Annotated in this window: 15 protein-coding genes; 10 read left to right on the forward strand and 5 right to left on the reverse strand. The window is 43.0% G+C overall.

Going from position 1 to position 15,478, the window contains the following annotated elements; translation table 11 throughout:
• Window positions 1–8 precede the first annotated feature (8 nt).
• From AAA939_RS06220 to AAA939_RS06260, 9 genes are read left to right on the forward strand one after another with little or no spacing between them, the layout of a single operon-like run.
• Window positions 9–1,763 carry a distal tail protein Dit gene (locus tag AAA939_RS06220; protein ID WP_338230614.1) on the forward strand — a complete coding sequence of 585 codons (1,755 nt, stop codon included), beginning with the start codon at window positions 9–11 and terminating at the stop codon, window positions 1,761–1,763.
• A gap of 60 nt (window positions 1,764–1,823) precedes the next feature.
• Window positions 1,824–4,223 carry a phage baseplate protein gene (locus AAA939_RS06225; RefSeq protein WP_338230616.1) on the forward strand — a complete coding sequence of 800 codons (2,400 nt, stop codon included), beginning with the start codon at window positions 1,824–1,826 and terminating at the stop codon, window positions 4,221–4,223.
• Window positions 4,224–4,240: 17 nt separating this feature from the next.
• On the forward strand, window positions 4,241–6,898 hold the full coding sequence (locus AAA939_RS06230; protein WP_338230618.1) for a hypothetical protein: 2,658 nt from the start codon (window positions 4,241–4,243) through the stop codon (window positions 6,896–6,898).
• Window positions 6,891–7,178, forward strand: a complete 288-nt coding sequence (locus AAA939_RS06235; protein ID WP_338230621.1) for a hypothetical protein — start codon at window positions 6,891–6,893, stop codon at window positions 7,176–7,178. Before AAA939_RS06230 ends, AAA939_RS06235 begins: the two co-directional genes overlap by 8 nt.
• A 2-nt stretch (window positions 7,179–7,180) precedes the next feature.
• Window positions 7,181–7,348 (forward strand): hypothetical protein, encoded by a 168-nt coding sequence (locus tag AAA939_RS06240; protein ID WP_338230623.1) that lies wholly within the window; start codon window positions 7,181–7,183, stop codon window positions 7,346–7,348.
• Complete coding sequence (locus tag AAA939_RS06245) at window positions 7,348–7,707, forward strand: hypothetical protein (protein ID WP_338230625.1); 360 nt, start codon at window positions 7,348–7,350, stop codon at window positions 7,705–7,707. The genes AAA939_RS06240 and AAA939_RS06245 overlap by 1 nt, the downstream gene beginning before the upstream one ends.
• An 11-nt stretch (window positions 7,708–7,718) precedes the next feature.
• Entirely contained in the window at window positions 7,719–8,912 is a 1,194-nt protein-coding gene (locus AAA939_RS06250; RefSeq protein WP_338230627.1) for a GH25 family lysozyme, read from the forward strand.
• Between the two features lies 1 nt (window position 8,913).
• Window positions 8,914–9,273, forward strand: coding sequence for a hypothetical protein (locus tag AAA939_RS06255; protein WP_338230629.1), 360 nt, complete (start codon window positions 8,914–8,916; stop codon window positions 9,271–9,273).
• The gene (locus tag AAA939_RS06260) at window positions 9,270–9,626 is read left to right on the forward strand and encodes a holin (RefSeq protein WP_338230631.1); all 357 of its coding nucleotides are present in this window, start codon (window positions 9,270–9,272) and stop codon (window positions 9,624–9,626) included. The genes AAA939_RS06255 and AAA939_RS06260 overlap by 4 nt, the downstream gene beginning before the upstream one ends.
• 1,791 nt (window positions 9,627–11,417) lie before the next feature.
• Here the strand turns inward: AAA939_RS06260 and AAA939_RS06265 are convergent.
• From AAA939_RS06265 to AAA939_RS06285, 5 genes are all read right to left on the reverse strand, one after another.
• Entirely contained in the window at window positions 11,418–12,575 is a 1,158-nt protein-coding gene (locus AAA939_RS06265; protein WP_338209289.1) for an MFS transporter, read from the reverse strand.
• A 5-nt stretch (window positions 12,576–12,580) separates the two neighbouring features.
• Window positions 12,581–13,006, reverse strand: coding sequence for a MarR family winged helix-turn-helix transcriptional regulator (locus AAA939_RS06270; RefSeq protein WP_338209287.1), 426 nt, complete (start codon window positions 13,004–13,006; stop codon window positions 12,581–12,583).
• Window positions 13,007–13,147: 141 nt separating this feature from the next.
• Window positions 13,148–13,567: a hypothetical protein gene (locus AAA939_RS06275; protein ID WP_338209286.1), complete on the reverse strand. Its 420-nt coding sequence runs from the start codon at window positions 13,565–13,567 to the stop codon at window positions 13,148–13,150.
• 171 nt (window positions 13,568–13,738) lie between these two features.
• Window positions 13,739–14,128: a tautomerase family protein gene (locus AAA939_RS06280; RefSeq protein WP_338209284.1), complete on the reverse strand. Its 390-nt coding sequence runs from the start codon at window positions 14,126–14,128 to the stop codon at window positions 13,739–13,741.
• Window positions 14,129–14,148: 20 nt separating this feature from the next.
• Window positions 14,149–14,712, reverse strand: a complete 564-nt coding sequence (locus tag AAA939_RS06285) for a hypothetical protein (RefSeq protein ID WP_338209283.1) — start codon at window positions 14,710–14,712, stop codon at window positions 14,149–14,151.
• A gap of 98 nt (window positions 14,713–14,810) precedes the next feature.
• Between AAA939_RS06285 and AAA939_RS06290 the strand changes: the two genes are divergently transcribed.
• Window positions 14,811–15,455 (forward strand): Crp/Fnr family transcriptional regulator, encoded by a 645-nt coding sequence (locus AAA939_RS06290; RefSeq protein ID WP_338209281.1) that lies wholly within the window; start codon window positions 14,811–14,813, stop codon window positions 15,453–15,455.
• The last annotated feature ends 23 nt before the right edge of the window (window positions 15,456–15,478 follow it).

Below are 15,478 nucleotides of genomic sequence, written 5' to 3' on the forward strand. Positions count from 1 at the left end.
GCAATATCGTGACACTAGAATACGATGATTTTGAGTATGCGGGATTGAATAGCCGCGAAACATTGCAGGTAGAGATGGGGAATGTAATTCTTCCGAGTGCACCCGCAATGGCAGAGCAAACAACCGACATTCCGGCAAAGTATGGGACACAGTTTCTGGGGACGGACTACACAGGACGGACAATCAATATTCCGGTTACCGTCTATTGTGCCGATAATCAAAGACTTTTTAACCAGGTGATGCATAATCTGGCCGGATTATTGCTGAGTGACGATCCAGATAAGAATGGCGAAGAATACCCATTAGTGTTTGGTTTTGAACCAGATGTTACGTACTGGGGCCATATTACAGCAATCAGCGACCCCGCCCCGATTAATACTGGGATGTTTGACGCAACGTTAACAATTACTTTTGTTCAATCAGACCCGCGGGCAACTAAACCGCAAGTTGAAACGCCACTTAAAGAAGGCTTGAACACGATTACCGTTGGTGGAACGGCCAGAACAGAGCCAGTCATCCAAGCAGTCGCAAAACGTGATCTTAAGTATATCGGTTTTTCCCTGAATGGTGGAATATTTGGGTTAGGACCGGAAACGGATGAGGACCAAGCTGATGCCGTGCAACCGGATGTCAGAGTTGTTGACGATCCAATCGCAACAATGGCGATGTGGACAAATGATTCAACAGCTGTTTCTGGGATGCAAACCAGCGGTAGTAATGTCTATCAAGGTAGCTGTGAGATTAGTAGTAAGAGCACTGCTATGATGGTCAAAGATTTTGGCAAGATGCCGACCAAGCTTGGGGATACCTCGTATGGCCCGGCTTATCGGTATACCGGGCTTACGAATGCGTTAACTGACTGGCGGGTGCGTGCCGGGTTACACCATATTAAGTATTCTGGTACGCATAATGGCCGCGCAATGGGGCGTTGTGAAATTTTACTGCTAGATGCCAACGGTGATACTATTTTGCGATTTGGGTTCGTGGATATTAGTAAAGGTGCGCGCCCGCTGCTACGTTTACAGTTGTGTGAACCTGGTAGTAAGTTAGCCAAGGGTGATGGGACTCATCATAATCTTTATCATGACTATGGCCCCACCGGTTCGTTTAACCACCCTACGCCACAAAAGTTCAAGGTGAAAACTGGGACTAAAACTAAAACCGTTGTAAAAAAATCAAAGAATAAAAAGGGTAAAGTCGTTAAGAAAACTATTAAAGAAAAGAAGAAACAATATGTAAATGTCGTCAATAAAGAGGAAAAATCAGCCTTAACCTCCGCTTGGATTGTTTTGGATATTACTAAAAAAGGCAATGTTTTTACATGGTCCTTAACGCAGTACAACACTAAAACGGGACAACCATACAAGGATGCAGTCCATCATTTAGTTGTAAAGGGAAAGTATGTAGACACGGCGGGCAAGTACACGACGGCGCTTGGCGGCGTCGGCGCCGTGTTTTTAAAACGACCAATTACTGAAGACATTAGCAAAATTAAGTATAAGGATCCATACATGACGGTGACTGGTATCCAAATTTGGCAACATACCGAGCCAGCAGCCTCCCAGCCGACATTCATTGCAAACGCGGGTGAAGAAATCGTGATGGATTGTGAAACGGACTCAACCACTGTTAACGGCCGACTAGTCTCACCAGTATGGAGTACTGACTATCCTAAATTACGACCTGGCGTGAATAATTTAACGATGGTTGGCGACTTAAGCGATGCTCAAATCACACTCAAATATTTGCCACGGATATTATGATCTAGCTTAGAGGGTACCTTAGCGGGTAGCCTCTTTTTTACATAGAAAGGGGGATGACAATTGTCATTGACGAATCAGTATTTGATTCTTGATAAAAATTTGAAACGCGTCGGAACACTGACTATCGATGGTGCCACGCAGTTCTCAAATGATAGTATCAAAATTCAACTAGCGGATAGTGATAACACCAGCACTAGCTATGATGATGATGTTAACGTGGGGACTCAAGATAATTTTAGCGGGACCATTAATCTTAATGCGCAATCAAAGAAGTTTGATCACAGTGGCTCCGCGGACGTCCTGCAGGGCCAGCCTGACAGTGATAAAGCAATTGCTGGCAATAACTTAGCCTACTATGACGCTGTGGCCGGTCACTGGTACGTGATGCGAATTTACAGTACTGATGAAGCGAATACAGGAGCTGTAAGGCACATCACCACGCTAAATCTAACTAACCTAATGCTGTACACTTTGGCGCATCATTACCCGATAGCCATGCCGACGACTAGCACGAGCATTCAGGATGCGTTCAAAGAAGTGTTCAGTAGCACGGGCTGGACGCTCAAGTTTAATACTAATAACACTATGGTTAGTTCTTTTAGCATTGACGGAAAGAGCAAGGCCAGCACGTTACTGCAAACGCTGCTTCAAACTTACAACGTTGAGATTGATGCGTACGTTGAAATTGATAGTCAGGGAAATATTCTTAGTAAAACATGTGAAGTGGTTGATCAGTTAAATGTGAACGTTGTTTATAACGAAGCAATTTTTGGCCGAAATATGACTAGCATCAAGCGGACAACGGTCTTTAATCCCATTACTAAGATAATTCCGTATGGTCACAACGGCAGCACGATTGCGAAGGCTAATGGCGGAAAAGCATACATTGTTGATGAAGATGCTAACCGTGAATATAATCCTGACTGGCAACTGGGAATGTATTATGAAGGCGTAATTACCGCCAATTCAATTGAGCATCCGGCTGGTTTGAAGGCCTGGGCCCAGGAGATTATGAAGCTTTACAATCATCCGCGGAGCTACTACGAAGTTGCGGTTACGCCTGATTTTAACCCGCCTCTAGGTGCCACAATTCGTTTTAAAGACGAATTGATTAAGCCGGTTCTAGACGCACAGGGCCGGGCCATTCAGCGGACAATAAGTTTTGCCAATCCTGATGGGAATACTGTCGGTTTTGGTGAATATGTGACTGTTATTGCTAGTACGCCAGCTTGGTTAACGGGATATCAAAATGCTTTGCTGTCAGCGCTAGAGAAAGCACGTACTGATGCCAGTTCAGTTCGCCCGGTTGCGTCTACTCCTGATGGCGTGAACTTTAATGATGCGGGCCAAACTAAGCGGGTTATTTTAGGCGCTTGGGAATCTGGGACCAATATCAGCTCATATATTGATAACAAAGGATTTATCTGGCGTCGGTACAATACAGATGGCACTGTTGATCCTGGATATAAAGCAACCGGGTATTTGATTAACGCACCGCGGTCCGCTGTGGGTACGTTACACGGGACTATCGAAACGGGATATATCCAGGATTCACCAGAGGTCAGCTTGGATACAACTGAAATTACTCACTTGGGTGATTTTAACCCAATAAATACGACGGTTGGTACCACGAACGCTGCCCAATATATGTGCAGGCTGAGCAATGGGCAATATATTACTTCGCGTGCCGTTAATAAGAAAACGACTAAGGATACTTTGTACGTCCTTCATAATGCGGACTTTTCGACCGTAAGCATGATGAAAATTACAAATGGTGGCCACGGTGCAAGTTTCTCCATTGAAGAAACAAGTAGCGGTACCTATATTTGGGCATCTACGTGCGTTGATATGAGCAGTGAAAGCTATGCTATCAGTCGCTTTCCTTATGTAGCTGACGCAACGATTACGCCAAGCGATAGCAGAGTGTCTAAATACTATGACACCGGGAAAAAGTGTTTTGTGAATGCTGACATCAAGCACGGCTACGTATTATGTGGTTATCCAGATGGTCACCAAGATATTTTGAAGCTGGCAGCCATTCAATCTGGCAATTATGATGTCTTGTACTCGTTCAATATTACTAATTATGGTTTTGAAATTGGAAAAGGGAAACAGACCTATCAATCCCAGGTATTGGATTTTCCATACGTTTACTGGCAGTCCGGTAACGTGGATATGCATGATTCACGTATGGTTTACGGTATCAATGTGGTTCATAAAGGCCAGGAGTTCGCAATGAATTACCTGCTTGATATGGATTTGAAAATGACTGATGACGCCCAAGAACCAGAAACTTGTAATGTACTTTATGATGCCCAAGGGAATAGGAAGCTTTTGGTGACCTTCAATTGTACGAATGCTGCAGGAACAGAAACGGAACGAGTATTCACAATTCCGATTAAAGTGCGTCCCGCAGCAACTGAAATCAATACGGGAGTTATCGAGACAGATGAAGAATAGAAAAAAGGTGTGATTAAATGACAGAATCAAATCCGGTTCAAGTCACTTTATCGGATGATGGAATTAGGATTAACGCAGTTACAGATCAGGCCAAGTCTACTGATCAAGATGTGAAAAACTTGTATGATCCTAATATGATGTCAGTGATCGAGAAGCAGGGTACCACGGCACGATTTGCTGGGGAAACGTCGCGCTACAACGTCCTTTTAGCCCGTGCAAAGGATGCTGGTATTGATACTAAGGAGCTAGAATCTTCTTATGCCACCTTGAACACCTTCATGGGGACGGTTATCGGTACTGGTGACAAGGCAAGTGATATTGATCGTGACAAGTACGCTGCGGCCTTATCTGACTTTAATAATCAAATGGCTCTAATGGAAAATAAACTTCAAGCAAGTTATGACACCGACATAGCAAACACAAAGTCTGACGTCGCAGTTGCTAGTCAGGTTGCGTCAAATGCTGATATTGTATCGTCACAAGCTGCTGTTGCTGGTAGTCAGGCTAGCATCGACGCAAAAAATGCAGTTCAAGCTGGTAAAGATGCAAGTGATGCGTATGACAAATTAAAAATCAGTAATCGAAATTTAGCGTTGATGACTGGTCCGGGTTTTGTCGATACAGGTAATAATACAGATATATGGTTAGACGATGACGCTTTAAAAGTTAGTGACCCTGTTTGGGTTAGCTTCGATTGGATGGTTGAAAAAGCGGGAGCATGGAGACTTAACCAAGTTCAAAACGTTAATGGGGTGGGAATTTGGCATGACATATTTGCCGATTCAAACCGTAATGGAATTGATATAACAGTAACCAATCAACTTTCTGGACATTTTGCTGGCCTTATTTATTGGTACCCGATTCAAAACGAGGCCACCAACGTCCATTTACACGTAAATCAGTCGATAAGCGTCGGTAAGGTCACAATTAAAAATTTCATTTTGTCTAATTCGTCTAAAGAAGTTATGTATACGCCCGCTGAAACGGTTTTGAGTAACGCCGTTATCGGCAACGCTCAAATTAAAGACGCGTCAATTAACACGGCTAAAATTAGCGAAGTTAGTGCCAACAAACTAACTGCTGGAACAATTGATGCAAATGTGATTACTGTTAAAAATTTGAACGCGTCAAACATTACCACAGGAAAAATAGGCGCCAGTCATATCGATGTTGGGTCCCTATCTGCATTATCTGCAAATATTGGAAAAGTTACCACGGGGACGCTGGAAGGCGTCGATATCGTTGCAAGAACTTTCAGTAATCCCAACGGAACTTTTACCACAGACGACAAGGGAAATATCACCGCCACTTCACTTTCACTAATCGGAAACAAAAACTTTGTTTATAATTCTGAATTACTAGCAAACGGTGCAGGGTGGAGTATTAACAACGGTGGCTATATAACCAGCCAATCTGCTCATGCCGGGACCTTGGGAATTGCTGTCAATAAGAATCCTGGTGGAACGTGGAACCTTTTTGGCGAAACAAAGAAAGTTCCGTTCGTTAAAAGCAATATGCTTGCGTATAGTGCTTCAGCTTGGTTTATTGACTGGGGTTCGCAAGTTGGAGCCATTTATGAACTGACTCTTGCCTTTTACGATGCGAACGGCAACCGATTATCGGGTTTTGGAGTAAAAGACTACTATCCTGATGGAAACTTTCATGATTGGCAACTATTTACGGTTGAAAAAGTAATTCCGCCAGATGGTGCAGTCTCTGTTGGCTTACAATATTGGCTATACAATGGTCAAGGGCACGGCGCATTTAGTCAACCAATGCTAACTCATACCGATAAATACCAAGGTTACACTGCTGACACTGGTAATATCCTATCGGCTGGTCAAGTAATTTTAGACACCAACGGAACCTTAACGACTACTTATGATGGTATTGACCAAGACATTGGAAATCACTATCACGCTTGGAAACTGAACACAGGAACTTTAAAAATTGGCAGTGGCTACATCGTTGCAGCTTCAAACGGTTCAAGAACCATTGATGGTGCGACCCAAAACGTTGGTAACGTTCAAAGTACCCTAGCGGCTTCCTATCTGAAGTTTACAAGTGATACGGGTAACCGAACTTACATGGACGCTGATTTAATTTCACTCTCAACTAAAAGCCTGAATGACTTGGTAGTGATTAATACCAATGGCATTCACATTAAGGACCAAGGGATTGAGGTCAAAGGTGGCGTCAACGCGGATACAACCTGGGGCCAATTTAACCAGATTAGAATTGGACAATCACCGCATACTATTAATTCAGTTGATAGCTCGGTTATTGGATTTCAGGGAGGTTACGGTAACACAGGTAACTTTATCAGAATTAAAGCGGCTGGCTTGGATACTCCTAGCCTTGCTTCATTAAAGAAGGAAGTTATTCCGTATTCCGATAAAGGTAGTGTTGTTGCAAATACTGACTTGGCTACTTACAAATATAAGGGTGAAGATAACACAAATGGACAACATATGGGGCCTATCCTTGATGATGTGAATGGGAAGAAGGATTACTACACGCGGCAAGAAATTACATCCTTTGATGGCGCTGGTATTGATACCACTAGATCTCTTTTTTATGGGTGGTCGGCAATTAAAGCATTGCAAAGAGAAAATGAGCAGCTTCAAATTAGATTGAGAAAACTTGAAATTATGGAGGAAAATACTAATGGCTGATAATTTGCAAATCACACGGGTAGAAAAAAATAGGAATGGTGATGGGACAAGCATTTACTATACCTTTGCTTTCCCAGTTTCCGGTGACAATCTAGATGGATATGTCGTACTGGCTAATGGTCCGTACCTTGATGCTATGAAGAAAGGGACACTTGAAGACCCTAATGCAGGATTATACATTGCTTGTATGAAAGCACTAACTGCTGATATTTCGCCATATTTAGCCACAACAGATACCAGTGATAGTAGTACAGAAGTCGCAGCGGCAAAGGAGGATTGATTATGGATGACGTTAAGATTGATGCTGAAGCTTTGATTAACCGGTTTAAAGTGAACTTTGCTAAAAAGGTGGCTGAATATGAAGCTCAGGTTGCAGTTCTTCAAGTTCAAAATGAACAGTTACGAACTGAAAATAGTCAGCTTAAGGCAAATACCAAGGGGGCTAAGTAGTGGCCAAAACATTAAGCTTTTCAGATGAATCATCTCAATCAGTCAAGCACGGCGACACTACCACGGCTTTTGACCTTGTTTGCGGGGATGACAATGTTCCGACTGACTTGAGTGATGTCACAGGTATTAATATCAAAATTGGAAGTGATTTGGGAAAGGTAAGCGATAAAGAAATCGATTTAACCACGTTGGATGATCCAGAAACCGGGGTGGTTAAATTAAAGTTTGATGCTGATTTGATGACTAAATTGACTGTTGGTAAGTATCAACTTGAAGTTTGGGTTACCGACTCAAACGGAGTTTCAATTTACCCTAGCGACGGTACACTTCAGTTTCAAATCAATAGCAGTTTAGAGTAGGAGGAATCTAATTGAATAGCAATAAGCTTAAGGCGCCTGCATTAATTGCGGGGGCTATTTTATTTGGCATTTTTTCGGCAAGCACTCAATCCAATGCAGCTAAAATGGATATGGTGGACGTTAGCAATAACAACGGATATATGTCAGCAGCAGAGTATACCTCAATGCGTAATGAGTTTGGTGTGAAAGCTGTGACTGTGAAAATTAGTGAAGGTGCGTATTTTAAAGACGGTTATGCTGCAAGTAATATCAAGAACGTACAGTCTGCTGGTCTATATGTAAATGGTTATCATTTTGCCCGCTATCAAACAAAGGCTCAGGCAATCGCTGAGGCGGACTTTGCTGGTCGGACTGCTAATTCAGCGGGATTACCAGTAGGCGCAGTCCTGGCAACTGACGTTGAAGCTCAGCAACAGAATAATCTGTCTAAAGCTACGAATACTGCAAACAACAAAGCTTTTATGAAAGAAATTAAAAAGTTCGGTTACCGACCAGATATCTATACTTCGGGATCCTGGGTAAACACTAAAGTTACCATCAAAAAGGGACAAGGGTGGATTGCTGCATATCCTTACACAGTGGCTGGAAAGTCATGGTATACAAGCAATCACGGATGGCAATGGTCATCAACTGCACATTTCCGGATTAGTTATGGTGGATTTGATGTAAGTCAGCTGTATGATCACTACTACACTGCCGGTCAAAAATCAAAGGTAAAGCCAACCGATAAGACGGCGGTAAAGCATCAGAATAAGGTTGCAAACAAATCTAAACGGCTAGTATCAAAGACTAAGACTAAAAAAATTGCCACGCAAGTGTATTCACAGCGCGGTAATTTTTATCCTAATCGCAAGCTAGCGGTGTGGACCAGCACTAATAAAAAAGCAACCAAAGTGGCTACTTACTATAAAGGTGAGTCAGTATCATATAATCGAGTGATCATTAAACCTGATCGTGTGTGGGCCCGTTATTTGCGTGCGAATGGGCGTAACGGATTTATTAAGTTGGGTCGCAACGGTGGTGAATCGTATGGCAAGCGAGTATCAGGTAAAAAGGTTAGCCATACGTACTATAAAGTTAAGTCGGGTGACAGCTTGTGGGTCATCGCACGGCAATACGGAGCCACTGTTAATAAGTTAACTTCATTAAATGGCATTCGAACGACTACGGTAATTTTACCTGGTCAACGATTGGTGGTGCGGTAATGTGCTTTCAAAGTTTGAAATGGCTGTAATTGGAATGATGACACATCAATATTTAGTACCGCCGCATTACATCATGGGTTACTCATTTACTGAATGGCTGACTCTGTTTTCAATTATCGGAATGTTTATTGCTGCACTTTCATGGCTAATCAAGACAATTATTGTTTCACCGCTAAATGCGCAAATCAGTATTTTGTCCTCTAAAATTAGTGACATGAACGTGGACCGTGAAAAGACAGCAAAAATTACTGATGAGTTACTAAAACAGCATTCAGATATGTTGCGAGACCATGAAGCACGGTTGATCAGACATGACGAAGATATTAAAACGTTATTTAAAAAGGGAGATTCACAATTATGAAAAAGAGTACTTTAAAAAATCCAGATGGCACCTTAAATGGCAAATTACTTGCAGCATTTATTTCACTGGCAATTATTGCTATTCAATTACTGCTTTCTATTTTCCATATCAAGTTTATGGGTGATTGGGGAACAATTATTTTACTGATTGATATTATTTTAACCATGCTAGGGATGTTAGGGGTGGTTACCAACGTGCAATTTGTAAATTTACCATCAACGGATGATGAAGCGAAACAAATCACAAAAATTGCGAATGAAGCAGTGGATGATGAAAAAAGTACGTCAATTTCAGGAACTAGTTCGGGTACTTCTACGGGTTCATCCCTGAACGATGGCTCAAAACACGCCTGACAGCACTGAAAAATGGCCTAGCACTGGTGATATGACTGGTGTTAGGCCGTTTTTATTTTGTTGCATCCCTTCTGAACTAACTTTATCCGAGTCAGTAGGATGTGGAACTAGGCTGTAAAGCAGACGCAAGTTCTTTGCACCTGTCGCTGTCAGTTGTGGCGTAGCGAAAAACACCACCTTCAGTCCGCCCCATAATACACCGCAAGCGGTGTGGGGGCTACCTGGAAGGAGGTGTTTTTCTCATGCAATATATCATCTTAATCTTGATTTTCGTTTACTTGCTGAAGAACGATTAGCGACAGGTGCAAGGGGGGGCTTGAGCTCTCCGAGCCCGCTCAAGCCCCCCCTAAAGTCAAAACCAGTTTTAAAAATCAGAAAAGGACTCCCGTCAATAAAATTTTGAAGGGAGTCCTTTTCCTTATGCAATATATCATCTTAATGCGTGTATCTTACTACAATTAGGAGATTTAGTAAAGATTGTTATACTTAATCAGAATAAAAAAGTGCATCCCTTCTGAACTAACTTTATCCGAGTCAGTAGGATGTGGAACTAGGCTGTAAAGCAGACGCAAGTTCTTTGCACCTGTCGCTGTCAGTTGTGGCGTAGCGAAAAACACCACCTTCAGTCCGCCCCATAATACACCGCAAGCGGTGTGGGGGCTACCTGGAAGGAGGTGTTTTTCTCATGCAATATATCATCTTAATCTTGATTTTCGTTTACTTGCTGAAGAATGATTAGCGACAGGTGCAAGGGGGGGCTTGAGCTCTCCGAGCCCGCTCAAGCCCCCTGAAATAAAAAACATTTATGTATAAAAACTACCCGGGAAAAGTTGGTGCACATTTGGTGCACATTTAAAAATTGCCCGCCACATGCGTTGGGCCCCAATGGATACAGTGGATGGTTCGACCCCGATCGCCGGTACTAAGAGGTTTTCAGAAAGCTCTAAGTACCTTGAAAAAGTCGTTATATCATCGATATAACGACTTTTTTGTGCGCCAAAATTAGTTATCCGTGATGTATCAGAATCTTTATAATCCGAAAACAACCTATGAAAACAACCACTGGAATGGAAAACAGAAACACAATTCCATGTAGGGCCCAAATAGCCATTACATTGACGATATCATCGCGAAGTTTTAGCTTGTCGTACAGTATGGCATGATGTGGGTAATGGCTGATGCCTAAAGTCACGTAGGACTGCATATAAAGGGACTTGTTGTGAAAGAAAGGTAGCCACCGTAAAGCTAGGGGATAGGTTAAAAGATAGGAGGAAACAAGTAGTAAATTAAGCGGGTTCCAAGTTAAGCTAAAGTGACCATCAGGTTGTGCCGTGACGAAATAAAAACTGATGATAAAAATCGGTAGACATGACAGGTAGTCCTTAAATAGTTGGAATGCTTTACGCACAACACTCACCACTTTCATAAACGGAGTGGGGGACTTGGCAAGATGGCTTCTATCGACACCGTATCTATAGGAGTGACACTGACGATTTGAATACCGGCAACGGTCTGGTTTGATGATGTAAAGTATAATTTTGAATGCTTTTCTCGTAAATATAAAGCGACTCTTTTTGGAATATCCAAAGAAACCTAAAGATGAGAAGCGTGAGACGAACTTTATTGTTTAGAAATTCAATTTAGACGGTGTTTTGTTAATCATCAAAAGGTATGCTAATTGAACTGACTTTTTAATTAAAACGATCCGGGTACGGATATTCATGTAAAAAAGACCCTTTCAATAAAATCTTGAAAGGGTCTATTTCCGTGAGAAATATTATCTTTTCCTAATTAGGCTAATAACCGGCGATTGGCGAGGTAAACGATAACTGCCAACGGTAATGTCAGTGCCATGACTGGGTAGAGCCATGCCCACGGTAAGAAGGCCGTGATCAGTCCCGCTAACATTGGTCCGCCTGACATGCCTAGATCCACACCAATGTAGAATGTACTGTTCGCTAAACCACGGTCTGACATTGGAACCAGTGTTAACGCCTTGGCTTGGCAAATTGAAAACATCAAACCATAGCCAGCCGCAAATCCAAACGCCCCCAAAAATAACATGAACCAATTACTTAAATCAGTTAGGCCAATCAGTCCTAACAGGTTAAACCCTAATCCCAACCAGAAGAATTTTTTAAACGGGACCTTATCAAACGCATCGCGTAGCACCAGCCGCATAATTAGCAAAATAATGGCATAAGCCGGGAAGAAAGCACCTGCTGGCACTGAAAAGTGGCGGTGTGCAATGTAACTCACAATATACGTTTCCGTAGCGAAATATGGTAACGAGATTAACAGTAAAATTGACGCCAGAGGGACGACTTTCGGCTGGACAAACTGAAATTTCTTTGGCGTTGTCGCGTCTGTTTGTTGCGTGGGACTAGGAACACCACGGTTGCCAACGAATTGAATCACAATTAACAGTAAGATACTAAACGCTGACGCGACCCAAAAGACGCTTTGATAACTATAGTGTTGATATAAATAGACACTAACTGCTGGGCCAACTGCCATTCCTAGGGCACTGGCTAAGCCGTAAATGCCCATTCCGGAACCAATCCGATCCGCTGGCAATAAGGCTGCCATCCAGGTCGCCATGCAGACTGAGCACAGCGTGTAGCCAATCCCATTAATAATCCGAAAAATTATGATTAACGCCACGTTAGTTGTAAAAGTATAGCCTAAACTTGCTAATAAAATGAACAGTCCACCAGCTAGAGTCAATTTATACTTCGAAACGCGATCGGTTAAGTTACCAGCTAACGGTCGTAATACCAGTGCTGTTAAGTTCATGGCACCAGCAATCACGCCCGCTAAAATACTGCTAGCCCCAGCGTTTGCCGCAAAGCCAGCAATAACTGGATTAATTAACATGGGACTCATTAAATAAAAGAAACTTGCTACTAAAACTAATGTCACATCTTTGGTATATAAGCGTGTTTTCACGCAGGTCATTTCCTTTCCAAATTAGCATTGGCACGCCGCGCTAATGCTAAGAATTGCCGCTGTTCTTCTGGTGTAAACCCAGCAAAGAGTTCTTCACTAGTTTGCCATCCGTGTTTGTCTAACTGATCGTACTTGGCAAATCCTAGCGGTGTTAACACGACTAGTTTTGACCGGCCATCTTTAGGGTTGGGTGCCAAAGTGACGATTCTTAAATGTACTAAATGTTGGACGATTACCCGCGCGGTTTGATGGGTAATCCCTTGATAATCCTTAAACATTGCAATGGTCTGATTAGGGTGATCAAAAAAGTATTTCAAGGCATCGCCCTGGACCGTTGTTAAATTCAAATCTTGAATATGGAGATTCCGCCGCTGTTTGATTCTGCGGGCTAACTGTAACAGTTGCCGTGCAATCATTTCATCTTCATTCATCTAATCACCTCACCAATAAACTATACAGCACACTGTATAGTTTTGTAAGGGAAAATTTTATTTTCAAAAAAACCGTTCTTGTCAGTTGGCAAGAACGGTTAATCATTATTTTGGTAAAATCTTTTCTGAACAGTCATCATTTTACGCACGATTAAGGTCAACAATCCGTTGGAATGCCTGCGACATATCGCGGGTAGCGATGATCTTTTTCCGGTACGCAGTCGTGCTGGTCTTAGTAGGTGCCATAATCAATTTGAAATCGTAAGTTTTGTCGTTAGTCAGTGTCAGGTGAAGCGTCAATTCACGACAGACCGTGTATTGCTGGTCCGCGCCTAATGCGCCCGCCAACGCACCCACAGAACCAGCAATGAAGCTGCCAACGAGGGTACGCGTCAGTAAATTCTGTTTTTGCTTAGTATCCCTAACCTGAATCACGTGGCTGTCTTTCAGTTGCACAAATTGATAAGTCTTTAGATGAGTCCCGTTATTGACGGTAAAAGTTTGCTGGTCCCAGTCGATTGTAAGGTGAGGACTGATTGCTTGTGTGCCGGTGGTCTGCATAGTAGGGTGCTCCTTTCAAAACAAACAGGGTCTGATAAAATTTTCGAAAGCGCTTTATATCTTATGAGTTAATCGTATCATAGTTATCAGCAGAAAAGGAATGGAATTGGGCTAGTTCAATAAAACCCCCACTGAGCCATAAGAGCACTCAGCGAGGGTCGGTGATTATTTTTAGAGTTTACCAGTTAAGAATTGGGCTTCGCCGTTGCCAAAACTCCAGTCGGCATCCGTATTAACACTTAAATTGATCATCACGTCAGTTGGCGCAAGGCCTAACTGATCATGTAGTGCAGTGACTAAATCGTGATAGAAGGCTTCCTTTTGTGCTTCAGTTCGGGGCCTAGTGACGAGGCTAAAGATGAGGACTTGATCCGTCCGCGGAATGTTTAAACCCGTATCTAAAATTTGCATCTCATAGGGTGCGTGTTGCGTGACAATCTGGTACCGGTCACCAACGGGCGCATCAAACGCTTTTAACATTACTTGGTAAGAGATATCTAAAATTTGTTTGATCTGGTCTTCTGAACGACCCGTCAGCATATCAATTTTCATTAATGGCATTGGAAAGTCACTCCTTATATTTAGTCTAATGTAATCGCGTTAATTTTACCGACCGCAATCGGCAGGGTGACGTGCGCGTCGTAGTTTGCGACTTCGCCAGCCACCGTCGCGGGTAAGTCTAAACTATTCGCAACGCCGTGAATGTAGATAACCCGCTTATCAAGTTCAAGGTCACTATCATGAAAAGCGTTCTTAAATTCAGCGTCCAGTTGTTTTAATGGCACGATCTTGGTGTAGGCAAAGTAACCGTTGGCATCGGCAACCGGGTAGGCGTCGTTGGGGATGTCCATGGTCTCCGGCGTGTCGTTGAATGGGACCATGGTTGTCCCGGAAACGGCTTCGGTTTCTGGTAAGTCAACGAAGCCGTCGTGGTTAACGTCTTGCGCGGCCGTTGCAATCTGCGCCGTTTGACCATCTGGGAAGCCGTGGAAATGTTCCCAGTGTTGCTGATTAGCTGGCGTATCGAACATTTCAATCGTAACGACGAGTTGGTCGCCGTTGACGACGAATAGTGCGGAACCATGGGCAGCTGAACCAATAATATCGGCGTTTAATGGAACAATGTTTGCTTGATAGATTTTCATAAGTTGATCCTCCAGATTGTTTGACTTTCTTTCAACGAGACTTAGTGTATACTAACGGCAATTAGAAAAAATTGACATTTATCAAGAAAGGAGAAAAAATGACCCATTCTGCATTTAAATGTGTGCAATCCGCTTCAATCTTCCAGGGACTGAGTGATGACGACATTGCGGCGTTAGCTAAAATATCCGTTCACCAACAACTTTTCCCCAAGGGAACCGTCCTGTACGCGCCCACGACGCTGCTAGACCGAATGATGATTATTGATCAGGGCCAGGTCAAGGTGTACCAGTTGAATGAAAATGGTAAGGAAAAGATCTTGTACATGTTACGTCCCGGCAGCATTGACAGTGAGGCAGCGCTATTTACGCAACGGCCGCATTATAATTACGCCGAGGCGGTGGAAGATACCCGCATCTGTTCCATCGGGAGCCATGATTTCCAGGGCTTAGTCAAGCGAGTCCCAACCTTGGCCCTGAACTTGTTAAACGCGTTAGGGGACCGCTTAACTGCCTTAGAGTCCATGAGTGCCTTAACTAGTAATCTTGGTTCTAAGGAGCGCCTACTGACATATTTACAACAAGTTAGCCAAGAAAACCAACAAACACATTTCCGATTACCGGTGAAGAAGAAAGAATTAGCCAGCTACCTAGGCGTGACGCCGGAAACGCTGAGTCGACAATTTAAGCTTCTAGCTGAAGATCAACTGATCAGTGTGGATGGTCGTGAAATTACCGTGTATTAGCTGCGTATAATAAATTTTGTATC

It is taken from the genome of Lactiplantibacillus paraxiangfangensis, from assembly GCF_036246185.1.
Classification (GTDB): Bacteria; Bacillota; Bacilli; order Lactobacillales; family Lactobacillaceae; genus Lactiplantibacillus; species Lactiplantibacillus paraxiangfangensis.

Coding starts and splice junctions, on each gene's coding strand:
- AAA939_RS06285 (WP_338209283.1), bottom strand. CDS start 14,712: ATGAAAATCTATCAAGCAAACATTGTTCCATTAAACGCCGATATTATT.
- AAA939_RS06230 (WP_338230618.1), top strand. CDS start 4,241: ATGACAGAATCAAATCCGGTTCAAGTCACTTTATCGGATGATGGAATT.
- AAA939_RS06280 (WP_338209284.1), bottom strand. CDS start 14,128: ATGCCATTAATGAAAATTGATATGCTGACGGGTCGTTCAGAAGACCAG.
- AAA939_RS06270 (WP_338209287.1), bottom strand. CDS start 13,006: ATGAATGAAGATGAAATGATTGCACGGCAACTGTTACAGTTAGCCCGC.
- AAA939_RS06240 (WP_338230623.1), top strand. CDS start 7,181: ATGGATGACGTTAAGATTGATGCTGAAGCTTTGATTAACCGGTTTAAA.
- AAA939_RS06275 (WP_338209286.1), bottom strand. CDS start 13,567: ATGCAGACCACCGGCACACAAGCAATCAGTCCTCACCTTACAATCGAC.
- AAA939_RS06235 (WP_338230621.1), top strand. CDS start 6,891: ATGGCTGATAATTTGCAAATCACACGGGTAGAAAAAAATAGGAATGGT.
- AAA939_RS06260 (WP_338230631.1), top strand. CDS start 9,270: ATGAAAAAGAGTACTTTAAAAAATCCAGATGGCACCTTAAATGGCAAA.
- AAA939_RS06290 (WP_338209281.1), top strand. CDS start 14,811: ATGACCCATTCTGCATTTAAATGTGTGCAATCCGCTTCAATCTTCCAG.